Source organism: Massilia soli, from assembly GCF_016809835.1.
GTDB lineage: Bacteria > Pseudomonadota > Gammaproteobacteria > Burkholderiales > Burkholderiaceae_D > Telluria_A > Telluria_A soli.
The window spans coordinates 295773-321623 of the sequence record NZ_JAFBIL020000003.1; the positions used below are offsets into that span (position 1 = coordinate 295773).

General features: G+C 63.6%; 15 protein-coding genes, 1 tRNA gene and 1 pseudogene. 10 read left to right on the top strand and 7 right to left on the bottom strand.

The features are described 5' to 3' along the window. Window positions 1–27: 27 nt before the first annotated feature. Both I4X03_RS08885 and I4X03_RS08890 read left to right on the top strand, forming a co-directional pair. Window positions 28–1275 (top strand): aspartate kinase, encoded by a 1248-nt coding sequence (locus tag I4X03_RS08885; RefSeq protein ID WP_223467859.1) that lies wholly within the window; start codon window positions 28–30, stop codon window positions 1273–1275. Between the two features lie 94 nt (window positions 1276–1369). Beyond that, window positions 1370–1462, top strand: a tRNA-Ser gene (locus I4X03_RS08890). 241 nt (window positions 1463–1703) lie between these two features. Here I4X03_RS08890 and I4X03_RS08895 read toward each other — a convergent pair. After that, window positions 1704–2171 (bottom strand): glycoside hydrolase domain-containing protein, encoded by a 468-nt coding sequence (locus I4X03_RS08895; protein WP_223467860.1) that lies wholly within the window; start codon window positions 2169–2171, stop codon window positions 1704–1706. A gap of 199 nt (window positions 2172–2370) precedes the next feature. Between I4X03_RS08895 and I4X03_RS08900 the strand changes: the two genes are divergently transcribed. Beyond that, a complete protein-coding gene (locus I4X03_RS08900) occupies window positions 2371–3342 on the top strand; it encodes a MerR family transcriptional regulator (RefSeq protein ID WP_223467861.1) in 972 nt (323 codons plus the stop codon). Window positions 3343–3625: 283 nt separating this feature from the next. On the opposite strand, the gene I4X03_RS08905 is transcribed toward I4X03_RS08900, so the two are convergent. From I4X03_RS08905 to I4X03_RS08915, 3 genes are all read right to left on the bottom strand, one after another. Further along, window positions 3626–4210 (bottom strand): PEP-CTERM sorting domain-containing protein, encoded by a 585-nt coding sequence (locus I4X03_RS08905; protein ID WP_223467862.1) that lies wholly within the window; start codon window positions 4208–4210, stop codon window positions 3626–3628. A 24-nt stretch (window positions 4211–4234) separates the two neighbouring features. Continuing rightward, on the bottom strand, window positions 4235–5791 hold the full coding sequence (locus I4X03_RS08910) for a DUF4331 domain-containing protein (protein ID WP_370660499.1): 1557 nt from the start codon (window positions 5789–5791) through the stop codon (window positions 4235–4237). Window positions 5792–6201: 410 nt separating this feature from the next. Next, window positions 6202–7827: a methyl-accepting chemotaxis protein gene (locus tag I4X03_RS08915; protein WP_223467863.1), complete on the bottom strand. Its 1626-nt coding sequence runs from the start codon at window positions 7825–7827 to the stop codon at window positions 6202–6204. 349 nt (window positions 7828–8176) lie between these two features. Here I4X03_RS08915 and I4X03_RS08920 point away from each other — a divergent pair, with 349 nt between their 5' ends. From I4X03_RS08920 to I4X03_RS08930, 3 genes are read left to right on the top strand one after another with little or no spacing between them, the layout of a single operon-like run. Next, a complete protein-coding gene (locus I4X03_RS08920; RefSeq protein ID WP_223467864.1) occupies window positions 8177–8416 on the top strand; it encodes a hypothetical protein in 240 nt (79 codons plus the stop codon). Continuing rightward, window positions 8409–8747, top strand: a complete 339-nt coding sequence (gene fdx / locus I4X03_RS08925) for an ISC system 2Fe-2S type ferredoxin (protein ID WP_223467865.1) — start codon at window positions 8409–8411, stop codon at window positions 8745–8747. Before I4X03_RS08920 ends, fdx begins: the two co-directional genes overlap by 8 nt. 59 nt (window positions 8748–8806) lie before the next feature. Further along, window positions 8807–11173, top strand: a complete 2367-nt coding sequence (locus tag I4X03_RS08930) for a heavy metal translocating P-type ATPase (RefSeq protein ID WP_223467866.1) — start codon at window positions 8807–8809, stop codon at window positions 11171–11173. Window positions 11174–11202: 29 nt separating this feature from the next. On the opposite strand, the gene I4X03_RS08935 is transcribed toward I4X03_RS08930, so the two are convergent. After that, window positions 11203–11910: a hypothetical protein gene (locus tag I4X03_RS08935; RefSeq protein WP_223467867.1), complete on the bottom strand. Its 708-nt coding sequence runs from the start codon at window positions 11908–11910 to the stop codon at window positions 11203–11205. Between the two features lie 115 nt (window positions 11911–12025). Beyond that, window positions 12026–14056 (bottom strand): hybrid sensor histidine kinase/response regulator, encoded by a 2031-nt coding sequence (locus I4X03_RS08940; protein ID WP_223467868.1) that lies wholly within the window; start codon window positions 14054–14056, stop codon window positions 12026–12028. A gap of 351 nt (window positions 14057–14407) precedes the next feature. On the opposite strand from I4X03_RS08940, the gene I4X03_RS08945 reads away from it, so the two are divergent. The 4 genes and pseudogenes from I4X03_RS08945 to I4X03_RS08960 form a co-directional block, all read left to right on the top strand. After that, on the top strand, window positions 14408–16687 hold the full coding sequence (locus I4X03_RS08945; RefSeq protein ID WP_223467869.1) for a sensor domain-containing diguanylate cyclase: 2280 nt from the start codon (window positions 14408–14410) through the stop codon (window positions 16685–16687). A gap of 77 nt (window positions 16688–16764) precedes the next feature. Beyond that, a complete protein-coding gene (locus I4X03_RS08950) occupies window positions 16765–18966 on the top strand; it encodes an NADP-dependent malic enzyme (protein ID WP_223467870.1) in 2202 nt (733 codons plus the stop codon). Window positions 18967–19014: 48 nt separating this feature from the next. Beyond that, window positions 19015–21249 carry a TonB-dependent receptor domain-containing protein gene (locus tag I4X03_RS08955; protein WP_223467871.1) on the top strand — a complete coding sequence of 745 codons (2235 nt, stop codon included), beginning with the start codon at window positions 19015–19017 and terminating at the stop codon, window positions 21247–21249. Beyond that, window positions 21246–22124: pseudogene (locus I4X03_RS08960) on the top strand (sulfurtransferase); the annotation flags it as partial. The gene I4X03_RS08955 and the pseudogene I4X03_RS08960, both read left to right, overlap by 4 nt. A gap of 40 nt (window positions 22125–22164) precedes the next feature. Here the strand turns inward: I4X03_RS08960 and I4X03_RS23195 are convergent. After that, entirely contained in the window at window positions 22165–25671 is a 3507-nt protein-coding gene (locus tag I4X03_RS23195; RefSeq protein ID WP_307735351.1) for a bifunctional diguanylate cyclase/phosphodiesterase, read from the bottom strand. Window positions 25672–25851: the final 180 nt, after the last annotated feature.

Genomic DNA, 25851 nt, shown 5'->3' on the forward strand with positions numbered 1-25851 from the left:
ACCTTTTGCGCGGATTTACTCACACTTATGGCATTAATCGTCCACAAATACGGCGGTACGTCGATGGGCTCGACGGATCGCATCAAGAACGTTGCCGCCCGCGTCGCCAAATGGCATGACGCAGGGTACCAAATCGTCGTTGTACCATCCGCGATGTCGGGCGAGACCAACCGCCTGATCGGCCTCGCCAAACAAATCATGGACCAGCCAGATCCGCGCGAACTGGACATGATCGCCTCGACCGGCGAGCAAGTCTCCGTCGGCCTGCTGGCGATGGCGCTGCTGGCGATCGGCAAGCAAGCGGTCTCGTACGCTGGCTGGCAGGTGGCCATCAAGACCGACTCGTCGTTCACCAAGGCACGCATCCAGTCGATCGACGACGCCAAAGTGCGCGCCGATCTCGACGCTGGCAAGATTGTCATCATCACCGGCTTTCAGGGCGTGGATGATGAAGACAACATCGCGACCCTCGGCCGCGGCGGCTCCGACACCTCGGCCGTAGCGATCGCCGCAGCGATGAAAGCCGACGAATGCCTGATTTACACCGACGTTGACGGCGTATATACGACCGACCCGCGCGTGGTGGAAGAAGCGCGCCGCCTGAAGACCATCACGTTTGAGGAAATGCTGGAACTCGCTTCGCTGGGCTCGAAGGTCCTGCAGAGCCGTTCCGTCGAATTCGCAGGCAACTACCGCGTACCGACGCGCGTGCTGTCGTCGCTGACCGATCCCCTGATGCCGCTTGAAGAAGAAGCCAGCTCGGGCACCCTGATCTCGTTTGAGGAAGATACAAAAATGGAACAAGCAGTCATTTCCGGAATCGCATTCAACCGCGACGAAGCCAAGATCACCATCCTCGGCGTGCCGGACAAGCCGGGCGTGGCGTACCACATCCTGGGGCCGGTGGCTGACGCGAACATCGAAGTCGACATGATCATCCAGAACCAGTCGGTGGAAGGCAAGACCGACTTCACCTTTACCGTCTCGCGCGGCGAGTACCAGAAGGCGATGGGCGTGCTGGAAGGCGTAAAGACCGAGATTGGCGCTGCCAGCGTCTCTGGCGACGCCAAGGTGTCCAAAGTGTCGGTGGTGGGCGTAGGCATGCGCAGCCACGTGGGCGTGGCCTCGCAGATGTTCCGCACGCTGTCGGAAGAGGGCATCAACATCCTGATGATTTCGACCTCGGAAATCAAGATTTCGGTGCTGATTGACGAGAAGTACATGGAATTGGCGGTGCGCGCCCTGCACAAGGCCTTTGATTTGGAAAAAGAATAATTTTTTTCGAAAAACTTTGCGGGTTCCCTTGACCAAACCTGCTGGTGAACTGTAACATTCCGGTCTCTTGATCTGGCGTTGCTGGACCGGGAAAGGAGACGTGGCCGAGTGGCCGAAGGCACATCCCTGCTAAGGATGCATACGGCTTATACCTGTATCGTGGGTTCGAATCCCACCGTCTCCGCCAGTATTAATAAAAACCCGCTTCGGCGGGTTTTTTCATTTTAAGCGGAGACGAGCAAGCCCCCTGCGGGGCTTGCGGGTGAGATTCGAAGACGATCGCGTACTCGCGATCGGGCGGCCTGCGGCACGTAGGCGAATCCCACCGTCTCCGCCAGTATTAATAAAAACCCGCTTCGGCGGGTTTTTTCATTTCAGTCCGGTTATTTCAATCGAGGGACGCGGGCGCGTGGGGCCGACTTGCACCGTCATCGCCGCATCGCGACGCCACCTCGGCTGGCCGCCCCGTCCCAGGACTGGCCGGCAGCTTCTTCAATTCCCGATATGCCTACCGTCCACATGGCGAACTGGAGATCAACGAACCGACTCCGGCGTTCTCGATTGCCGCACAGCCTTCGCGCCTGACCCGTGCCGAAGTGCGCGCCGAGTTCATCCCGGCCCGTGGCGCCGGCGAGATCACCTTCACCGACTCGGGCACCCGTTCCGTCATGGCGCAGGAAGGTGCGCGGGAGCGGCTTGCCGTTCAGCGCCACCACTGCGCACGGTGAAGCGTTTGCCGCCTGCAGGTTCAGCACCGCCTTGTCGAGGTAGGGACGGCCGATCGCGTACTCATTGCTGCCGGGCGCTACCGGATGGGGGCTGAGTGCGGTAAAGACGAACCAGGCCGGCATTTGGCCCAGGTCGTCGTTGCCCGACAGGCCGTTGAACGATGCCACCGCTCCGATCACATTTCCTGGTAGTGCTTCGCGACAAACAGCGCACTACGGGAAGGCGCTGACTGTTTAAAAACGGCGCCTCTATTCGTTGCCAATTTTTTTGCTCTGCGTTGAATCCATATCGGTCGGCATTGCGTAACTAGTGTCGAACACGCGTGTTCCGCGGCTGATTATTCCAGCTGCGAACCTAGCTTTTGATATGACCGAAAATATGCATTCAGACATCCCAAACCGCTCCGATGTGCTCATGGGGATTAAAGAAGTCGCCGACATGATGGGCGTGATGACGGAAAGCCTGCGCGCGTGGGAGCGACGGTACGGTTTCCCGAACCCAAGTCGAAACGCAAGCGGCGAACGTCAATATTCCGAGGCCCACATTGCGAGGCTCCGGCTGATCAAGGGGTTGCTGGATCGAGGCTACCGCCCGGGACGAATCATTCGGCTCGAAATGGACGATCTGATATCGCTGAGCAACAAAGTTGGTGCTGGTGCTCCGCCTGTACCGCAGGACAAGCAGGAATTGCTTCAGCTATGCGTGGCCGCGATAAAAGCGCATAACGGAGCGAACCTGCGGTCGATGCTGAACGGCCAACTGATGAGCAATGGTTTGCGCGACTTCGTGATCTACACCAGCGCTCCATTGACAAGCCTGGTGCAGACGGGGTGGATTGCCAATCAGTTTACGGTGTCAGAGACGTACCTTCTGACTGCCGCGCTCGAGCCTCTGATGCGCAATGCCATCACCAGGGCCGCCGCCGAAAGCGGTCACTTGACCGGGCCGAAAGTCGTGCTCGCCACACCGCCGCAGGATCGGTCACTCCTCGGCTTACTTTTTGTTCAAGCCTTATTTACGCTGGAAGGCGCGCAGTGCCAATCGCTAGGCGCGATCAACTTGACCGATCTCGTTGCGAGGTCGCGGGTAGATGACGTCGACCTCGCAGTCATGTGCTGCTCGCAAAGGATCTCGCCGCGCGCAGTCATCGAGAATACCAAACGTTTGCAGCAGGAACTGGGCAGGAAGATACTCGTCTCGACATCTCATAGCGACGCTGCCTCGGTCAGGCGAAGGATAGGCGATGATTGCACGTTGGACCTCACGGGTATCGGCGACACCGTTGCAAGGTGGCGCGAGGAATCTGCCACCTGGCCAGATGGAGCGTACGGCACCTGACGGCCATGGGGGAGTCGAACGGCGCTGCACTGCGGACGATTTTGACCATCACGCTGGCGCCAAGCCACCGCTGGTAGAGGCTCCCAGCAACCTGTATCGGATCGCCGACATACCACGGTCAAGGACCATGCTGCGGCGAGTTTTACCGCAAGGCATTTGCCCTGGCAAGACGCGAGTGACTGGTTGGCGCGCCAAGGGGCGATGCCGCCGCGGTGGATGCTGCGCGCAGGAGGAGGGGGGCACTGTGCTGGCCGCTTTCGCGGCCAGCAGGCTAACGATACAACTAGGTCCGGGACGCCCGCACTTTATTACGGCGTCGCGACCCGATCAGGCCGGCCAGCGCCAGTCCCATCAGGGCAATGCTTCCAGGTTCAGGGATCGCTGTCCCATCTGCCACCGCCTCGACATTGTCGATGACGAATTCAATATCCGACATGAAGCTGACCTGGCTGAGCCCAGTCCAGTTCTCGAACGTGAAGGTGGTCAGCTCGCCCAGTTCAATCGTTTGCATCAGCTCCGTGCTGTCGCCCAGCAGGCCAGTAACGGTCAGCATGCCGAACCCCTCGATATCGAACAGCCCGAAGTCGACCGACAGCAGGTTGAACAGCCCGGTTTCCGCGCGCAGCACGAGCATTGAGCCCGGCAATACGAACAGGCCGCCTGTGCCGCTGGCGCCGACGCCATCCAGTGGCAGGAAGGTCGCGGCCTCGCCGGTAAAGGCATAGCCTTGTTCCGTGTAAGTCGCTACGTTCGTGTCGTTGTTGATGTCGACGATACCCGGCGTGTTGAAGTTGAGCACTTCCGCCTGGGCCAGCGCCGACACCGACAGCAGGGCCGCGAGGGCAAACTTTGATAAAGCGTGAGTCATATTGTCTCTCCAAGAAAATGATGGTTACTGGGCGCCAGGCAAAGGCGTGTTCAGGTAAGGGAAGCCAGTCAGGAACGGCTGCACCGCCTGGTCGACTGCGTCGTGGAGATTAAACGAAGTGGCTTTCAGCGGCACCTTGCTTGGGTTGCACTCGGTACCAAAGCCAAACGCATTGTTGTTCCCGTTTGCCATGCACAGGCCACCCATCGCAACCACCAGCGAGATGTCGACCACGTCATCCTTCGGTCGCCGGCCGTTTGGATAACCTGCGTTATCCGATCCACCGGCGAGGATATTGCCGACGATGCCGAGGCGGTTCTGCTGTGCGAACGGCACCGCAGGAATCGATGTGTTCAGGCGCAGCATCTCCGACGGCGTCACATTGGCGGGACGATTGATCCCGGTGATGCCGGTCAGGAATGCGATGACAAGATCGTTTCTTGGCAGATTGGTCGGCGCGGCGCCGCCTGCTGGCAGGTTGTAGGCAATCTCGACCAGGCGCGGCAGGGTTGGGTTGGTGACATACGACGCGAATTGCCCATCGCCCGACGGCATCGAACTGTTGAAGCGGTCCTTGTCCGGCAGTCCGATGATCACTTCGTTCACCAGCGGCATGCCGAGGCGCGACACCTGGACAAAGGCGCCGCCGTACGTGACGGTGGTCTGGTGTCCGCGTGGCGGGTTGGCATTGACCAGCTGGCTTTGGCGTACGCTGGCAGAGGTCCATCCGCCGATGACGGGGTCAGCCGTGGTCGTCGACAGCAGGCAGGACTTGCTCACTTCCAGCGCCAGGGTCGTGATGTTTTTGGTGCTGAGCATATTTGGCGCCGCGTTGATCAGCGCGGGGTTGGTGATGGTCGACAGTGGCGCGTTGATCAGGTCGAAGATCGTGCCCAGGTTGACTGCGAAGCCTTCCTGGCGCTGCCCAACGAAGACGCGGCCTGGCGTGGCGCAGCCCGGAATGTTCACCGAGTAGATGTGCTGACCCGCATACGCGGCGTAGTTCGGGATGGTCTTGGTGCCGATGTTATCGGACGGCTTGTCGAAGCTGGCCGAGCCGGAACCAAAGCGCGTGATGGCCGCCGATTGTCCGGTGCGACGATTGCCCCTGATGACATTCACCGTGAACTTCTCGTTCACATTCAACGCTGGCGCATTCGGCGCGCTGACCTGGCCCGCTTGGGTCAGCGGGATGGCGACATTCTGCGACCCGATCGGCAAGGTGATGCCTTTGAAATTGTTTTGGAAGCGGAATTGGAAGGTCAGGTCTTCGCGCGCATCGCCATTGTTATCGATGTGAATTTCGTAGAGCGCGTTCGGATCCATCTTGAAGTAATTCGGGCCGCCGTACGGATCCTGCAGCGGCTGATAATTGGCAATCAGTGTGACGTAGGCGGAGCGTCCGTTTTCATAACTGTTGAACATATAAAAATCCGTGCCGTCGACTTTCGGCTGGGTCGTGATGAAGGGCGCTTCGCGATGGCTGGAGGCAAACGCGGAAGCGGCCGGCAGCAACATCGGAACGACCGCGGCAAGCGTGAGCGATAAAAGCCTAGTGCGGCGGAACGGTAACAGATGCATGACGAGTCTCCTGATGAGTAGATGGATCGGTTCGCGCCCGACGCAGCAAGTCACCAAGAAGCTTTGAGACGTTGCTGGAAATCCGGCAGACCGAATTGAATGAACTTCGAGGTGTCATCTAGCAGGAACCGTGCCGTGCACCAATCCACGCTATGACGTGGCAGGTTGAGCCAGATCAGATAGAAGGTGAAATGTAAGGAAGCTCGACGTAACAAATGCTACGGTCTATGCATTTAAGAACGATGTATTGCGCGGCGATACGTGGAAGGGCAAGGGGTCAGAGCCGACATTCGGACACGGGCGCCGTTGTAGGGTAATTCGAACAGGCTGGCCAGCCGCGGTGCGCTACTGCCAGCCGCACTCGCGAGGCGATGGCAAACGCATCGCCTCACTTGCATGTCGCCGGTACCTTACACCGCCAGCTGCAACGCACCCGCCTTGACTACCGGCGCGTGCCGTGGCCCCGGAGAACGCCCGCTACCCTGAAGCCGGAACACCGCCAGCGCGCTGGCAACGCTGTCAGCCTGCTCGGCCAGCGATCCGGCGGCAGCCGCCGCTTCCTCCACCAGTGCCGCATTCTGCTGCGTGATCGAGTCGAGCTCGCTGACCGCCTGATTCACCTGAACAATGCCGGTGCTTTGTTCGCGCGTTGCAGCAGCAATTTCTTCCATCACCCGCTTCACGTTGTCCACCGCGCCGATGATCTCGCCCATCGTCTGGCCGGCGGCGGCCGTCAGCCGGTTGCCTGCATCGACATTCGATATCGACACATCGATCAGTTGCTTGACCTCCTTGGCGGCCGTCGCGGTACGCTGCGACAGGTTGCGCACTTCCGTCGCCACGACGGCAAAGCCACGGCCGTGGTCGCCCGCACGCGCGGCCTCGACGGCGGCATTCAGCGCAAGGATATTGGTCTGGAAAGCAATCCCATCGATCAACCCAATGATGTCGAGCACCTTGTGCGACGAGCTGCTGATCGCCTGCATCGTGCTGACCACTTCGCTGACCGTGTTGCCGCCGCGGCTGGCCATATCCGACGCGCACATGGCCAGTTCGTTGGCAGTCTTGACGTTGTCGCTGCTTTGCGCGACGTTCTGCGTGAGCTGCTCCATGCTGGCCGCGGTTTCTTCCAGGCTCGACGCCTGGGCTTCGGTGCGGCCCGAGAGGTCCATATTGCCGGTCGCAATTTCACCCGTGGCCTGGCGGATCTCGTCGAAATTGCCGCGCACGTCGCCGATCACGCTGAACAGGTTGACGGCGGTCTGGCGCAGTGCGGCAACCAGGTGGCCCATCTCGTTGTCACTGTCGTGGTCGATCCGCCCGGTCAGGTCGCACCCGGCCAGGCGCCTGGTGAACAGGATGGCGTCGTCCAGCGGGGCGAGCACCTTCTGATGCAGGATCGTCCACAGGCCGAGCGAGACCGCCACCGACAGCGCCATCGCCGCGATTGCCCACGGCGACAGGGCCGCTTGCCATGTCAGCATCAGCATGGCGACCAGGGTCGCTGTCAGCAGCCCCATGCCGCCGTTAATTTGTGCGCGCAATGAAATGCGGCCAAGCGCGGCAACGCTATCGGCAACCCCCGAATGACGGAGGCGGCCACGGTGCAGCACCAGCTTGCGCGGGTTGCCTGCCTTGAATTCGCTGTACAGCGCGCTGGCGCTGGCTACCTGCTCGCGGGTCGGCTTGGTTCGCACCGACATGAAGCCGACCGCCTTGCCCGCTTCGATCACCGGCGTGACGTTGGCGTGGACCCAGTAATGGTCGCCGTTCTTGCAGCGGTTCTTGACCATGCCGGTCCATGGCATGCCGTCGCGAATCGTGGCCCACATGTCGGCAAACGCTTCCACCGGCATGTCCGGGTGGCGCACCAGGTTCTGCGGCGCGCCGATCAATTCATCTTTTGTGAAGCCGCTGACCTCGATGAAGTAGGGGTTCGCGTAGCGGATGTTCCCTTGCAGGTCCGTGGTCGAAACGATGGTCTTGCCTTCGGCGAGCTGGTATTCCTTGTTGGTGACTGGCGTGTTGAGGCGCATGTGGCGCTCCTGCGAATGGAAAAATCGATTGTGATGGCCGGGGGGGAGGGGCCAATCGAAGTGCACCAGCGGCGAGAGAACAGCGAAAGCGCTGGCGCGGGACGGGAACCGAGGACGAGGGTTCACTGAGAAGTATATCCACGGAAATAAACATGTAAAGACATTCGACGTCGGCATCGCATCAAAACAACGCACTACCGAGAGGGTCTCGTGGCCGATTACCAGTGGTCGTGGGTGACGTGTGGCGGGCCGGCCCGCTCCTCTCGAAAAACATGCCGCATGATTTTCTTCTTGACCTTCCCATCGTTGGAAAGATCAATCTGAGCCTGTCCACATCAAGGAGAGCGCAATGGAAAAAGTCAATCGCGTCCGTACCGCAAGGGGATATCGCGGCATGCCCAACAAGGCCGCGGACACCTCCGGTCGTTCGGCAGGCGCGGCGCAAGAGCGGATGATCGACCTTGAACAGCGTCGCGGTGCCGTACCGGACCCAAGGCTCGCGACACCGGCGCCAGCACCGGCAAGCAAGTGTCTCATCTGCAAATTTCGACGGCCAGTCATCCTGGCGAAGGAGGGCGGTGATGCCTAAAATCACGTTGTTGCCCCATATTGAACTTGCTCCAGCCGGTGCTGAAGTGACCGTGCCTGCAGGGACCAGCATCTGCGATGCGCTTCTGGACAACAGAATCGGCATCGAGCATGCATGCGGGAAAGTAGGGGCTTGCACGACATGCCATATCGTCGTTCGTCGTGGCTTCTCGTCCCTCGGCGACGCAAGCGAGAACGAGGAAGACATGCTCGACCGGGCATGGGGCGTGGAACCACACTCCCGGCTGGCGTGTCAAGCAATCGTAGCCGACGCTGACCTGACCGTCGACATCCCGCGCTATTCGATCAATCACGCAAAAGAAAACGAATAACCCGAGGTCCACCCGCCAAACTGGCGGTGCGGGGCCGACCACCTTTTGCCGGAGGCGACATGAAACTCGAACCGCACGAACATTCTCATTCCGCGACGCACCATCATCCTGCCAGTCCGCGCGAAAAGCCCCATACCGACCCAGTGTGCGGCATGCAAGTCGCAGATGACCCCGATCGCCGCATTGAGCATGAAGGCGCCGTTTACCATTTCTGCAGTGTGAAGTGCATGGATAAGTTTCGTGCCGGCCCCGCCGCCTACCTGAATGACCAGCAAGCAACGAAGATCCCCGAGGCGCCTGCTGGAACCATCTACACCTGTCCGATGCATCCGGAAATCAGGCAAGCGACACCGGGCAACTGTCCAATCTGCGGCATGGCACTCGAGCCGTTGATGCCGTCGCTGGAAGACGATGAACATCCTGAGCTTGTCGATTTCCGCCGGCGGTTTCGCTGGACGCTGCCGCTCACGGTCGCGGTCACGGTGCTCGCGATGGCGGGGCAGCGTATCTTCAGCGATGGCATTGCGTATCAGAGCTGGGTCGAGCTCGCCCTGAGCACTCCAGTGGTCCTTTGGGCCGGCTGGCCATTCTTCGTGCGCGGCGCCCGCTCCATCAAGAACCGCAATCCCAACATGTGGACCTTGATCAGTGCCGGGGTCGCCGCCGCCTACAGTTACAGCGTCATTGCGACGCTGGCGCCTGGCTGGTTCCCGCCCACGTTCGCGATGCACGGCCGCATCGGCGTGTATTACGAGGCCGCTGCCGTGATCGTGTCGTTGACCTTGCTAGGCCAGATCCTTGAACTGCGCGCACGCTCCCAGACATCGGCCGCGATCAAGTCCTTGCTCGGCCTCGCGCCAAAAACCGCGCGGCGGATTCGCGCCGACGGCATTGAAGAAGATGTCGCGCTTGCGCATGTGCACATCGGCGACGCGTTGCGGGTGCGGCCAGGGGAGAAGGTTCCGGTGGACGGCGTGGTTCTCGAAGGCGAGAGCGCGGTCGACGAGTCGATGCTGACCGGCGAGCCGCTTCCCGTGACGAAGCGGCCCGGCGACACGGTGATTGGCGCAACGATCAACGCGAGCGGTAGCCTGGTCATCCGCTCGGAGCGCGTCGGGGCGCAAACGGTGCTGTCGCAGATTGTGCAGATGGTCGCGCAAGCGCAGCGCTCAAGGGCGCCAATGCAGCGACTGGCCGACGTCGTCGCGGGCTACTTCGTGACGATCGTCGTCGCGATCGCACTGCTGACCCTATTTGGCTGGGGCTTGTTCGGTCCGCAGCCGAGCTGGGTGTATGGCTTCGTCAACGCGGTGTCTGTCCTGATCATCGCCTGCCCCTGTGCCCTGGGCTTGGCCACACCGATGTCGATCATGGCCGCAACCGGACGCGCGGCCACGCAGGGCGTCCTGTTTCGCGACGCCGCAGCGATCGAGGCGATGCGCAAGGTCGATACGATCATCGTCGACAAGACCGGCACGCTGACTGAAGGCAAACCGACTTTCGACCGCGCGGTCGCCGCAGCCGGATTCGATGAGGCCGATGTCCTGCGGATTGCTGCAAGCATTGACCAGGGCAGCGAGCATCCGCTGGCCCACGCGATCGTCGCCGAAGCCCGGCGGCGCAACCTGGTGCTGGACAAGCCCGACGCCTTCGAATCGTCCAGTGGAATCGGTGTGCGTGGCACGCTACAAGGGCAGGCGGTAGCGTTGGGCAATACCGCCCTTATGGACGTCGAGAAGGTCGATTGGACGCCGCTGCAACAAACGGCGGAAGAGTTCCGGCACGTCGGTGCGAGCGTCATGTACCTGGCACAGCAGGGGCGGCTGGTCGGACTGATCGCGGTGTCCGATCCGGTCAAGGAAAACACGGCCGACGCCTTGGCCGCGCTGCGCGCGGCGGGAATGCGGGTGGTGATGGCGACGGGCGACGGCGTGACGACCGCAAAAGCAGTCGCTTCAAAGCTTGGTATTGCTGACGTCTACGGCGAAGTCAAGCCACAGGACAAGCTGGCCTTGGTCGAGCAGTTCCAGCAGCAGCGACGCGTGGTGGCGATGGCCGGTGATGGCATCAACGATGCTCCCGCACTGGCAAAGGCCGACGTTGGCATCGCGATGGGCACCGGTACGGACGTCGCCATCAATTCGGCGCATGTAACGCTGGTCAAAGGCGACCTGCGCGCCATTGCCAGGGCCAGGCTGCTGTCCATCGAGACCGTACGCAATATGCGGCAAAACCTTGGTTTTGCCTTTGTCTACAACGCGATGGGGATTCCATTGGCCGCAGGCGTTCTCTATCCGTTTACCGGGCAATTACTGTCACCGATGATCGCCGCGTTGGCAATGAGTCTGAGTTCGGTTTCAGTGATCGGCAACGCCTTGCGGCTACGCGGCAAGGCCACCTCGACGCAGCCGCCGAACCGGCCCTGACGACGCAAACCGCAGAGGGGCCGCGCAACTTACGGCATGGGGGCGACCGCTACCTTGATCGACTTGTAGAATACGGTGCTCTTGGCTTCGAAACCGGAATCGATGCCAAAGTAGATCCAGATGTTTCCGCTGGCATCGCTCTTGACCGTCAACGGGGCCGAGCTTTTCAGGATCTTCGGCTGGTAGACCTGCGGACCGCAATCCGGCACCGTGTTGGCGACATTTCCGAGAACCTGGGATGCCGGCCCTGGCGTGGCCTGGTTGCCGCGATCGAGGTTGACCACGTAGCTGCCGTTCGCCAGCACGGTTTTCGGCTCGCTCGGGGCCGCGCCGGCCACCACGTAGACGCTTTCGCCTGGCGCGCCGCCGACGCCGACGCAGCCCGACGACTGGTTGGTGACGATCTCGATCTCGAAGCTGAGCTTGTATTGCGAGGATGGCTTGTAGCCGCCAAATTTCTTTTTGCTATAGATGAACAGGTCGTCGCTGCGGTTGGTGCCGCCGGTGTAGTAGGCGTTGCCCGACAACGGCAGCGGCAGCGCGCGGGTCTGCCACACCACATCGGTCGGCTCGGTCGCCGCGTCGTAGTCGGCATACGCGCCTTGCCAGCCGTCGACGCTGCTGGCGAAGGTGGTAAGGATTTGCGGCGTCTGTTCGTCAAGGGAGCTGCCGCCGCAGGCGGCGAGCAGTGAAGCTGACGCAACGGCGCCAGCCACAAGTATGCTGCGAAGTTTCATCGGATTACCTGTTAAGCATGATGGGAGCTGGAAGAGTAGGCCAGTTCATGCTCAGGAAATAGTCAACAATTGTCGAAGAATTGTAAGACCCGGGCGCGCGGCCCGGCCCGCCGGGCTAGGCTGTTGCGCGCTGGCGCTGCGCGATTTCCTGCAGCAGCGCTTCTACCGCTACCAGCGTGCAAGGCTTGAGCAGGTGATGGTCGAAGCCGGCGTCGCGGGAGCGCGCGCGTGCGTTCTCGTCGCCCCAGCCGGTCAGGGCGATGCGCACCAGGCCTGCCAGTTGCGGCATGCGGCCCAGTGCCTCGGACAGCTGGTAGCCATCCATGCCTGGCATGCCGATATCCAGAAAAGCGACCTCGGGAAAAAATTCCTTCGCGATCAGCAGGGCCTGCGCGCCATCGTTCGCCACACGGGTCGTGTGACCGTTCATTTCCATCAAGGTCGCCAGCATGTCGGCGGCATCTTCATTGTCGTCGACCACCAGCACCCGGAATGCGCGCCGGGGCACACCGGCGCCGTCCATTGCTGCAGGCGGCGTGTCCTTCACGACGACGTCGGCCAGCGGCAGCCGGATATCGAAGGTGCTGCCGATGGCGCCGGGCCGGGGGGCCAGTTCGATGGTGCCGCCATGCAGCTCCATCAGGCGGCGCGCCAGCGACAGGCCGATCCCCAGTCCGCCCTGGGCCCGCTCCGTCGACGTGCCCACCTGGGCGAACATGTCGAATATTGCATGGGCCGCGTCGTCCGGGATGCCGATGCCGTTGTCGGTCACGCTGATGCGCACAGACTGGCCTTCCTGGCGCGCGACGATATCGATATGGCCGCCGGCCGGCGTGTACTTGGCAGCATTGCCGAGCACATTGCCGATCACCTGGGCCAGGCGGGTGGCGTCGACATTGAGTAGCGTCTCATGCGCGGGCAGGTCGATGTTCAAGGTGTGGCCGCTCGATTCGATCAGCGGCATTGTCGTTTCCACGGCAATGGCAACCACGTCCGCCAATGCCACACGCGCCAGCTTGAGCTCGAAATTGCCGCGGTTGATACGGGCCACGTCCAGCAGGTCATTGACCAGGTCGACCATCTGGTTGACCTGTCGTTCCATCATGTCGCGCACCCGCGCTGCCGTGGCCGGCTTGTCATGCGTCTCGCGCAGCAGCTGCAGGCCGCTGCGGATCGGCGCCAGCGGATTGCGCAGCTCGTGCGCCAGGATCGCCAGGAACTCGGTCTTGCGGCGGTCGGCGTCGCGCAGCGCTTCGGTGGCGCGTATCCGTTCGATGTGGGCCCACGAGCGTTCTGCGGTTTCTTCCACCAGCGCCACTTCGCGGTCGGTCCAGTTGCGCGGGCGGTCCTGGTGCACGGCCATCATGGCCACCAGGCGGCCGTCCTTGACCAGCGGGCAGCAGATGATCGCCTTGCAGGCAATCGCATTGAACATGGCGGCGCCGTCCGATTCGCCCAGCTCGCGGTCGACGTTGGTGATGCAAAAGGTTTTGCCGTCGTGCATATCGGCGGTGGCGCGCTTGCCGAACAGCTCGAGCGAATAGACGCCGACCGTGCTGCTCGCGCCTTCGGCGGTCCAGTCGTGGCGAATCGTGAAACGGTCGTTGTCCGGCTCGACGTCGGCGTAGGGACAGCGCGTGACGTCGAGGTACTGGCCCAGCATGCGCGTGGTCACCGCCATGACGGAGATCGGATCGTCAGCGTTGCGGGTGGCCTGGCTCATGGCATCGAGCAGGCGCAGCCGCTCCTCGGCGCGCTTGCGCTCATCGATGTCGGCGTGCGCGCCTATCCATTCCACCAGGACGCCGTCCGCGTTCATGATCGGCATCGCGCGGCCATTCAGGTAACGATAGCAGCCGTCGCGGCCGCGCACCCGGTGTTCCACCTGGTACATGGTCCTGCCGGCAAGCGCTTCCCGCCACAGCGCGGCGGTGCGCTCGCGGTCATCGGGGTGAATCGCATCGAGCCAGCCCCATCCGCTCAACTGGTCGAAGCGCTGGCCGGTATACGCGGTCCACCCCGGCTGCTCGGCGGTGAATTCGCCGTCGGCGCTGGCTTCCCAGAGAATGGCACAGCTGGCCATTACCAGCGCGCGGTAGCGCGCATCGCTTGCGAATGCCTCGCATTGATGATGGGTGTCGGACATGAGGCGAGAGAGAATGTTCGAATGGAAAAAATGCAAGCTTGCCACAAACCGGCGTTGCCTGTCGCCATCTAACAACGGAGCAATAATATTGCAACAACATCTAAAACTAAAAGTTTTTGATTGAAAGCACTTATTGAACAGGCGTGAGACTATTAGGTCAATAACGCTCCGCCCCGCATGGCAGCGAATGGATTTTCTCCAGGTCGCCTCCCCAATCAACGGACCCTGCCGGCGCGCGTTGACAACTTGCTGCCCCATTCCTGTCCCAAAAATCGCACTCTGGCGCGCAACCCATTACTGTCCTTGCTGAAGCCGTTCTTCCGCAGCGATCCGTATTGTCCAGGTGTCGAGATGAACGATTCCATCCTTGCCAAAGTGCGGCCCCATGCGCCGGCGATTGCCGTCCTGCTGGTGTGCATGATCGTCACGATCATGGCCAGCCTGTTCGAGCAGCATCACGCCGAAGAGCGCGCCGCGATGCACGCGTCGGCCGATGCGACCCAGTTCCAGCGTTCGCTGCAACAGGGGATCGACGCCTACCTGGCACGCAATCACAGCCTGGCCGCCCATTTCAGCGCGCTCGACGAGGCCCCCGGCGAGGCCGGCGTCGCCTCGTTCGACGCCTACATGCGCTCGGCCGACGGACTGCGCCACAACCCTGGGATGAGTTACCTTGGCTATATCCGTCCGACTGCGCGCACCGCGCCGGTGACGGAAGCCGTTCCCGATCCGGCGTTTACTTATCCGTACCTGTACATTTTCCCGCACGACGCGCGCGCGCGCAGCGTCGCCTCGCTCGACCATGCCACGTTTCCCGAGCGCTGGCGCGCGCTGCAGCAGGCACGCGATAGCGGGCGCAGCGTCGTGACGCCAAGCCACCTGCCGCTCGCCAAGGTATCGCGCAGTCCGGTAGTGGTCCTGGTCACCCCGATCTACGATCCCAAGCACCCGAGTTCAACAGTGGCGGAACGGCGGCTCGCCCTGCGCGGTTACGTGTTCTCGATCTACTACATCGGCGAAATGATCGACCAGGTCATGGGCAAGGAGTTTCACGCGCTGTTCGACCTCGAAGTCTACGACGGCGAGGTGCGCGCCGAGAACATCCTGTATGACGGCGACCGCCAGGCCCATGCCCTGGAGCGCGATACGGGAATGCCGCTGGCGCACCGCGCCGGTGTCGATATCGGCGGGCGCGTCTGGCAACTGCTGTTCTATGCCAAGCCGGTGTATGTGCAGCGCTACAACAGCTGGATTGGCGCGGCCATCCTGGTGTTTGGCTTCGTCATGTCGGCGGCGCTGGCAGCTGGCATGCTGCGCTGGACGCGGCGCTCCCAGGCGCGCTGGAACCAGCGCAGCGCCCAGCTGGAATTCGACACGGTGTTCGAGAACCATCCGGCGGCTGTGTATTCGCTCGATGTCGAGCGCCACATCCTCAACACCAATGCCCAGGCCTTGAGCGAATTCAAGGCCCGGAAACTCGATGTGATCGGCCGGCCGTTCGAGCGCTTCATCGTGCAGGACAAGCAGCAAGCTGCGCGTGCGCGCTTTGAGGAAACCTTGCGCGGCAATGCCGTGTCGTTCAATTCGGCGGTGGCCGACGGCGACGGTGTCCAGGTGGAAATCAGCGTGATCATGATCCCGGTAAAGGCGGGCCGCGCGGTGGCCAGCGTGCTGGCGATCGTCCAGAACATCACCGCGCAAAAGCAGCGCGAATGGCGCATGCAGGAGTCGCGCAAGATGCTGCAAATGGTGATCGACAACATTCCGCAGCGGGTGTTCTGGAAGGATACCAACTTCGCCTTCCTCGGCTGCAACAAGGCCGTCGCCACCGACGCCGGCCTGGCGCATCCTGACGAGATCATCGGACGCACCGATTTCGAACTGGCCTGGAGCGAGAATGCGCACCAGTACCGCCAGGACGACATCGAAACCCTGCGTACCGGGATCGCCAAGGTCAACTACGAGGAACCCCAGGATCGCGACGACGGCAGCTCCAGCTGGCTGCGGACCAGCAAGATTCCGCTGACCGACATGGAAGGCAACACCATCGCCTTGCTCGGCTTGTACGAGGACATTTCGGAACGCAAGAAGATGGAAAACAAGCTGCGCGAGCTGGCCCATTACGACACCCTGACGGGCCTGACCAACCGCGCCTTCTTCCTGAGCCTGCTGGAGCGGGCGGTGTCGAACCGGCGCCGGCGCCACGCGCCGCTGGCGCTGATGTACTTCGACATCGACCACTTCAAGGAAATCAACGACTCGTACGGCCATGACTGCGGCGACACGCTGCTGCGCGCATTCGCCCGGCGGGTCAGCGACACGGTGCGCGACCAGGACATCTTCGCGCGCCTGGGCGGTGACGAGTTCGCGCTGATCCTCGACGACGTAGCCGACGTCGCGGTCGCCGCCAGCATCGGCGCGAAGCTGGTGGCGGCGGTGCGGCGCCCGTTCCGGCTGGGCGATCGCAGCGTTGTCGTCAGCACCAGTATCGGCATCGCCTTCTTCGAGGCCGGCATGGGACCGGACGACCTGATCCGCCGCGCCGACCAGGCCATGTACAGCGCCAAGCGTGCCGGCCGCGACCGGTATGAAGTGGCAAGCAGTGCAAGCGCGGGGCAACTGATCGGCTGAGCATGCATTTTCCTATTAGCTTTTGCCGGACGGTAGGTTTGCTATCATTCTGCCAAAGAACACTAGTGGAGAAGCAAATGAGCACCGAGAGCAACAACAATAACGATAAAGACATCCAGCTGCGCGCCGACGCGCTTGAATACCACCGCAGCCCGACGCGCGGCAAGATCGAAGTCGTGGCCACCAAACCATTGTCCAACCAGCGCGACCTGTCGCTGGCGTATTCGCCTGGCGTCGCCTACGCCTGCGAAGAAATTGCCGCCGATCCGAACATGGCCGCCGAATACACGTCGCGCGCCAACCTGGTCGCCGTGATCACCAACGGCACCGCCGTGCTCGGGCTGGGCAATATCGGCCCGCTGGCCTCGAAGCCGGTGATGGAAGGCAAGGGCTGCCTGTTCAAGAAATTCGCCGGCGTCGACGTGTTCGACCTCGAACTCGACGAAATGGACCCGGACAAGCTGGTCGACGCGATCGCCATGCTGGAGCCGACCGTCGGCGGCATCAACCTGGAAGACATCAAGGCGCCCGAATGCTTCTACATCGAGAAGAAGCTGCGCGAGCGGATGAACATCCCGGTGTTCCACGATGACCAGCACGGCACCGCGATCATCTCCACCGCGGCACTGCTGAACGCCCTCAAGGTGGTTGGCAAGCAGATCGGCGAGGTCAAGCTGGCCGTGTCCGGCGCCGGCGCGGCGGCGATCGCCTGCCTCGACATGATGGTGCTGCTCGGCGTCAAGCGCGAGAACATTTTCGTCACCGATTCGAAGGGCGTAATTTACGTAGGCCGCGACGCCAGCATGGAAGCGAACAAGGCGCGCTACGCGCAGGCCACCGAGGCGCGCCTGCTGGGCGACATCGTCGACGGCGCCGACGTGTTCCTCGGCTGCTCGACCTCGGGCGTGCTGACCGGCGCCATGGTCAAGACCATGGCGTCGCAGCCGGTGATCCTGGCGCTGGCCAATCCGGAGCCGGAGATCCGTCCCGAAGTCGCGCGCGCTGCGCGCCCCGACTGCATCATCGCGACCGGCCGCTCGGATTATCCGAACCAGGTCAACAACGTGCTGTGCTTCCCCTACATCTTCCGCGGCGCGCTCGATTGCGGCGCGACCCGCATCACCGACGAGATGAAGCTGGCCTGCGTGACGGCGATCGCCGAACTGGCCGAAGCCGAAGCGAGCGACATGGTGGCCTCGGCGTACGAAGGCCAGGACCTGACGTTCGGCCCCGAATACATCATCCCGAAGCCGTTCGACCCGCGCCTGCTGGCGGCGATCGCACCGAAGGTGGCGCAGGCTGCCGCCGACTCGGGCGTGGCGGCCCGTCCGATCGAGGACATGGCGGCCTACCGCGACAAGCTGGCGCAGATGATTTACCACACCGGTTTCTTCATGAAGCCGGTGTTCACCAAGGCCAAATCGCAGGCGCGCCGCGTGGCGTACGCCGAAAGCGACGACGTGCGCGTGCTGCGCGCGGTGCAGACCGTGGTCGATGAAGGCCTGGCCAGCCCGGTCCTGATCGGACCCGCGGGCAGCGTCGAGCGTGCGATCAAAGACGCCGGCTTGCGCCTGCGCCGCGACGTCGACTATACGCTGGTGGAAACGAGCGGCGACGCCACGCTGCATGGTGCGCGCATGCTCAAGTCGGGCGAGGTCGACGCGCTGATCTGCGGCATGAAGGGCAGCTACGACAGCCATCTTGAACACGTCAGGAACGAGATCGGCACCGCGCCTGGCGTCGAGGTGCTGGCCGCGATGAACGCGCTGGTACTCGACAAGCTGACGCTGTTCATCACCGATACCTACGTCAACGACCAGCCAAGCGCCGCGCAGCTGGCCCAGATCACGCAACTGGCCGCCGCCACGCTGCGCCAGTTCGGCCTGGAGCCAAAGGTGGCGCTGCTGTCGCATTCGTCGCAAGGCTCGTCCGAACGTCCTTCGGCGCGCCGCATGCGTGAAGCGCGCGCGCTGCTCGCCGAGCAGGCGCCCGAACTGCCGCTGGTCGGAGAAGTCCATGGCGACGCCGCGCTGTCGCAGGACATCCGCGACATCTACAAGATCGACAGCGGCTTCGCCGGCAGCGCCAACCTGCTGGTGATGCCGTCGCTCGACGCCGCGCATATCCTGTTTAACGTGCTGAAGGTGGCCGCAGGGAAGGGCGTGACCGTCGGCCCGATCCTGCTCGGCGCGGCCAGGCCGGTGCATATCCTGAGTCCAAGCGCGACCGTGCGCCGCATCGTCAACATGACCGCAGTCGCGGTCGCCGGCCTGAACTGAAGGAGAGCTTCCATCGCACCGCCATGCAGTCGTTACCCCACCCAGCTGATGCCATTCCTGGCCGGCGCGCTTGTTTTCGCCGTGCCGGCCCAGGCCCAGGAGCCCGTCGCGACGCCCACCGCGCAGCCGGCGCCCGCGCCGAAGCCAGGCGCGCCAGTCGAAACCGTCACCGTCACCGCCGTCAAACAGTCCAACCGCATCGACCGCCAGGTGTATGACGTCAAGGCCGATCCGGCCACCTCGAACGACTCGGTGGCCGACACCCTCAACAAGGTGCCGTCGCTGGCGGTGGACGGCGATGGCGCCGTTACCCTGCGCGGCAAGGGCAACGTGCAGATCCTGGTCGACGGCAAGCCATCGGCCATGATGCAGGGCGAGAACCGGGGCGCCGCGCTGAGCGGCTTGCCGGCCGCCGACCTGGAATCGGTAGAGGTGATCAACAATCCGGGTGCGCAGTTCGGCAACGAGGGCGGCGGCGGTCCGATCATCAACCTGGTCATGCGGCGCGACCGCACGCCAGGCGGCTTCGCCAGCGTCAACGCCAACCTCGGGACAAACGGCCGCTACAACACGGCGGTCTTCGGCAACTACACGACCGGACGCATGAGCATGCAAGGCAGCCTCTCGCGCCGCTACGACACCCGCGGCACCAGCGGCGAGACCGTGCGCGAGCGTATCGACCCGGTCACGGGGGAAGCGGCGCGCAGCACCCAGTCGTCGCTGGGCGGCAACGAGAACGACTCCACCGGCTTTAATGGCTCGATCAGCTACAACCTGGGCGAGCGCGATGTGGTGGGCATGACCGCCAGCTACAACGAGTTCAACAGGGAATCGGCGTCGCGCGACCGCTACGTCGGCACGGGCGCAACCGGCAGCGTGACCAACGACTACCTGCGCTCCAACCAGGGCATGGGCGCCAACAAGAATGTCAGCCTGGGCGGCCGCCTCGATCACAAGGGCGAGCGGCCGGGCGAACTGTTCAAGCTCGACTTGCGCGTCTCGAGCAGCGATTCCGGCAACGACACCCGCTACGGCACCCTGTACACGGTGCGTCCATCCGGCGCGCTCGATAGCATGACGCGGCTGGGTAACGGTAGCGATACCCGGGTTGCCGACCTCACCGGCGACTACGAGCGTCCACTTGGTACCGGCCTCGTCAAGCTGGGCTTCAAGCTGGCGCGCACCAGCAATAGCCTCGACACCCGCTTCTTCGATATCGACAGCGGCACGCTGGCCGAGTCGGTGAACCGCGCTCGCACCAACCGCTTCGAGCTGGACGACAGCACCGCCGCGGTGTACGGCTCGTACCAGTACCGCATCGACAGCCAGTGGAGCGTGCTGGGCGGGCTGCGCGCCGAATACAACGAGCTGGACATGCACCAGGTGACGACCAGCATCCGCGCCAGCAACAGCTCCACCGACCTGATCCCCAGCGCGTTCGTGACCTACGGACTGTCGGACGACACCACGCTGCGGCTGAGCTACGCGCACCGCATCCGCCGTCCCAACGCGGGCGAACTGAACCCGTTCGTGATTTACCGCGACGAGTTGAACATCTCGTCGGGCAACCCGAACCTGAAGCCGAGCGGCACCGATTCGCTTGAACTGGGTGTGGAAACCAAGCTGGGCAAGGTGCAGACGACCGTGCGCCTGTACGCACGCCGCGATGCGGACCTGATTTCGGAACGCCGCATCCTGCAGGCCAACGACGTGCTCCTCACCACCCGCGACAATGCCGGCGACAGCCGCTCGGCCGGTGTCGAGTTCACCTTCGGCGGCAGGGCGACCGAAAAGCTGACCCTCAACGCCAGCGGCAACATCGGCTACAGCGACCAGTCGGTCCTTGGACGCGAGCTACCCGGCGACGACCGCCGCAGCGCGGTGTCGGTCACCGGGCGCGGGCGCATCGGCTACCAGATGGATGCCAACAACCAGTTCGGCATGTCCTTGAACGCGACCGGCAAGCAGCTGTTCGGCGAGGGCTACCGCAAGCCGACCCGCACCGCCGACCTGAACTACCGCCGCAAGGTGACGCAGGCACTGAGCTTCGTGCTCAACGTCAATGACGTGTTCGACTCGCAGAAAATGGAAACCGTCACCGAGACCGACCGCCTGCGCGAGCAGAGCATCCGGCGCTTCGGCGGTCGCACGGTGTTTGCCGGCCTGTCGTACCGGTTCGGATCGTTCAGCGGCGCCGCAGCGCGTGGGCCGGGTGGACCGGGCGGGCCTGGCCGGCCAGGTCCGGGCGGCGGCGGCAGCGGGCCACGGCCGCCGTCCAGTTGAACGGCCTTGCCGCCAGCGCCGGCTTCGGCTTTCGCCGCGACCTGCCGCGCTGGCGCCAGCTGGTCACGCCTGCGTGGTTAGCCGCGCTGGTCGCGGGCGCGCCCGTCATTGCGGCACCGGCCAATGGCTGGCTGCTGTTTGAAGTCGGCTTCGGCGGCGCCGAGGCATTCGCCCACAGCCATGTTCCTGGCGCCGGGTACATCGATACCAGCCGGCTTGAAGGTGGTCCGCTGTGGAACAAGGTGGCGGACGCGGAACTGGAACAGCTGCTGCTCGGCCTTGGCATCCGCCACGACGTCACGGTGGTGTTATATGGCCGCAACAACCTGGCCGCCGCCCGCGCCGCGCACCTGCTACTGTACGCAGGCGTGGAAGACGTGCGCCTGCTGGACGGCGGTTTCAGCGCATGGAACAGCGCCGGCCTGGCGGTCGGGCAAGGTGTGCAGCGCAAGCATGGTGCAGCCGCCAGCTTCGGCGCCGCCTTCCCGGGGCGCCCGGATTACCTGATCGGCATGACGCAGGCGCGCAGCCTGCTGGCCTCGCACGACGGCACGCTGGCCAGCATCCGCACCTGGAACGAATTTAGCGGAAGGACGTCGGGCTACCACTACATCGCAGCGCGCGGCGATATCGCCGGCGCGCGCTGGGGTCGCGCCGGCGACGGCGACGATGTCAACAGCATGGCCGCTTACCACGACAGCAATGGGCGCATGCTGCCCGCCGCGCAGATTCGCCGGATGTGGGAAACCAACGACATCCACGCCGGCCGCGACACCGCGTTTTACTGCGGCACCGGCTGGCGCGCGTCGCTGGCATTCTTCTATGCCTGGTTGATGGGCTGGGAGCGCATCGCCGTCTACGACGGCGGCTGGTGCGAATGGAGCAGGGACGCCGCCAACCCGGTGCTGCGCCGGGTCAGCTTGGACATGCCGCCATTGAGGCGACGTCAAGCAGCTGTTGTTCAAACTGCTGCGCCGTCACTGGCTTGCCGAACAGATAGCCCTGGTAGGCACGGCATCCCTGGCGGTTCAGGAAATGCCGCTGTTCTTCCGTTTCCACCCCTTCCGCCATCGCCGACAGGCCCATGCTGTCGGCCAGCGTCAGGATCGTGCGGGTAATTGCTGCATCGGCGGGGCTGGTCACAATATCGCGCACGAACGAGCGGTCGATCTTGAGCTGGTAGATCGGCAGCCGCTTCAGGTAGGTCAACGAGGAATAGCCGGTGCCGAAGTCGTCCAGCGAGATGCCCACGCCGGCGGCGTTGAGCCTGCTCATTTTTTCGATCGAGGCCTCGACGTCATCGAGCAGCAGGCTTTCGGTGAGTTCCAGCTTCAGGCGCCGTGGATCGGCGCCGCTGCGCGCCAGCGCGGCCATCGCCTGCTCGACGAAATCGGGTTGGTGGAACTGGCGCGGGCTGACGTTGACCGAGAGGCTCAGCTGGGCCAGGCGCGGCTGCTGCTGCCATGCCACCAGGCGCGCGCAGGCTTGTTCCAGCACCCACGCCCCGAGCGGCACGATCAGACCGGACGATTCGGCCGCGCCGATGAACTCGGCCGGCGCCACCATGCCGCGCTGTGGATGCTGCCAGCGCAGCAACGCTTCGGCGCCGGTGATGCGGCCCTCGGCATCGACCTGCGGCTGGTAGTGCAATTCGAAGTGGCGCTGCGCCAGGGCGAGGCGCAGGTCGCCATCTAGCGCGGCCCGGGCGCTGACCACCGCCTGCATGGCCGGGTCGAAGAAGCACATGGTATTGCGGCCGTTGGCTTTGGCCTGGTACATCGCCAGGTCGGTCTGCTTGAGCAGGTCTTCGACACTGGCCTGCTTGCCGCGGAACACGCTGATGCCGATGCTGGAAGTGCAGCTGTGCTGGTATGCCCCGAAAATGTAGGGTTCTCCCTGGCGCGCCAGCAGCTTCTCGCCGATCTCGCGCGCCTGTTCCGCGGCCAGTCGCGGGTCGTCGGCCAGGTTTTCCAGCATGATGACGAATTCGTCGCCGCCCAGCCGCGCCACAGTGTCGTTTTCGCGCACGCAGGCCACCAGGCGGCGCGCGACCTGCTGCAGGAGCAGGTCGCCAACATTGTGCCCGAGGGTGTCGTTCAGGTCCTTGAAGTTGTCGAGGTCGATGAACAGCAGCGCGCCGCACTGGCCGGCGCGCTCGCTGGCCGCCAGCGCGTGCGCAAGCCGCTCCATCAGGCAGCGCCGGTTCGGCAGCTGGGTGAGGAAATCATACAGCGCGAGGTTGCGGATTTCCTGTTCCGATGCCTTGCGTTCGGTGATGTCGGTCATCGCGCAGACGTGCTGGGTGATCTGGCCGGCGGCGTCGCGCACCGCCGTGATCACCATGCCGCTCGGGAAGAGCGTGCCGTCCTTGCGGCGCTGCCAGACTTCGCCTTGCCACGCGCCATCGGTTGCCACGGCTATCCACAGGGATCGCATGAACGCCTCGTCGTGGCTGTCAGGGTCGCACACGGACAAGGGGCGGCCGAGCAAATCGCTTTCCGAAAACCCGGTGATCGCAAGATACGCCTGGTTCACCTGCAGCACCATGTTCGCCGCATCCGTGATCGCCATGCCTTCGTGCGATTCGAAGGCGGTGGCGGCGACCCGCAGGTCGGCATCGGCCTTGCGTTTCTGGCGCAGGTACAGCAAGGTCGCCGTGGCCGCGGCGATGACGACGCCGCCGGCAAATTCGATCACCAGGAACAGCCAGAAGCGCCGCGCCCCATGGTGCAGCAGCGCGGGCAGCGGACGCGGCGTGTACACGACCAGTTTCAGCTTGCCGGGTACGCCCACTTTGGCCAGGACCTGCGGCATGTCCTGGGCGCCGATGGTAACGACGTCATTCACCGCCTGGGTCTGCCATTGCGCCAGCCGGAGCGTGTCGAAACTGGCGCGGCCGTAGCGCTGGAGCCGCTGCTCCTGGCTCATCGCCGCTAACGGCGCATCAGGCATCGCGGCCAGCAGCATGCCCGGGGCCGTGGCGTGGATGACGACGCCGGCTGCGTCGGCGATCCATGACTGGCCCGGCGCCACCGCCGATGCCAGCCGGGCCATGTTGAGCTTGATAATGGCGATGCCAATCGTGCGGCCGTCAACCACGATCGAGCGCGCGAAGAACAGGGCGCCGGTGCCATCGAGGCTCTTGCCGAACTGCTGGCCCTGGCCCGTGGCGATGGCCAGCTTGTAATAGTCGCGGTTGGCGAAATTGTTGCCGACGTGGATGGCCGCATTGGCCAGGTCGCTGGTGACGATGCCGTCGCCAGCGGCATTCAGGACGAACATGCTGTCCACATGCAGGGATGCGGCCGCCCGCGCCAGCGATGCGTTCAAGCGCTGCAACGCCGGGTCGTTCTGCCACCTGGCCTGCGTGACTGCGCGCTCGTCAGGCCGGATTGGCGGATGGACCTGCGCCACCCGGGTCATGTCGGCGTCGCGCGCCAGCATCAGCGACAGGCCGTTGAGGTAGATGGTGGTCTGTTCGAGGAAGCTGGCGGTCGTGGCCGCCTGTTCGAGCGCCAGTTGCCGCTCGCGCTGGTAGTCTGCGTCCTCGATGCGCAGTTGCAGGTAGCCGGCGCCAAACCAGGCCGCGGCGGTCCAAGCGGCGACCAGCAGGCCGATCGGCAAGGAGGAGCGCTGCAGCGAAAACAGGCGGCGCTTGTCGAGGTAGGTCGCGACGATGGCGACCACGAGCAGCAGACTGGTACACACCAGTACGGCCGCTGCCAGCTCACCCGGGCTGACCATCAGGGCGCTGCCCGGGTTGTCCTTGCCGCGCACAAAGTGGGACGCCGCCATCGCGGCGTAATGCATGCCCGCGACGGCCAGCCCGAGGACCAGCGCGCTCAACGCCCTGGCGCCGCGGCGCCAGCGCGCCTGTGGGCGCACCAGGTGGAACCTGAGCCACAGCGCCAGCGTTGACAGGCCGACGGCGAGCACGATCGACAGCAGGAACAAGCGCAGGTCGTAGCGGATCACGCCGCCAAATTCCATCGCCGCCATGCCGGTATGGTGCATGGCGGCGATACCTGCGCCAAGCAGCACACCTGCGCCACACAGGCGGCGCGGGCTCGGCGGTCCCCGCCTGATCACGTGCCAGGCCAGGGTGCTGGCGAGCACGCCGGGAATGCTCGAGAGCAGCGTCAGGCCGCCATGGTAGAAGGTGGGCGTTGGCAGTGCGAACGCCAGCATGCCGACGAAATGCATGCCCCAGGTGCCAAGGCCAAGGCAGAGGCCCCCTGCAAACAGCCAGATCGCCCGCCGGGGCATGCTGGTATCGACGCCAGGCTGCGTGCCCGCCAGCAGCGCCGCATAGGCCGCGAAAACGGCGATGGCGACCGAGAGCATCACCAGCAACGGGTCGAATTGTCCTGCATACAGCAAGCTCGTGTCCGGTGTGCCGAAGACAAGGTCAAGGTCGAACATTGATGCTCCGAAGAGGCGAGGCGTCAGCGGGTTTGCTCAGGCTGCCCCAAAAGGCCCATGCTCGCACAAAAAATGTTTTAGAGAAATGCTTTATTGACATGTTGCGGCTGCGTGCGTCTCCCAGGCCACAGCACGCGCCTGCCGAGAGCGGTGGCGCGAAATGCTTCGGATATAATTCCT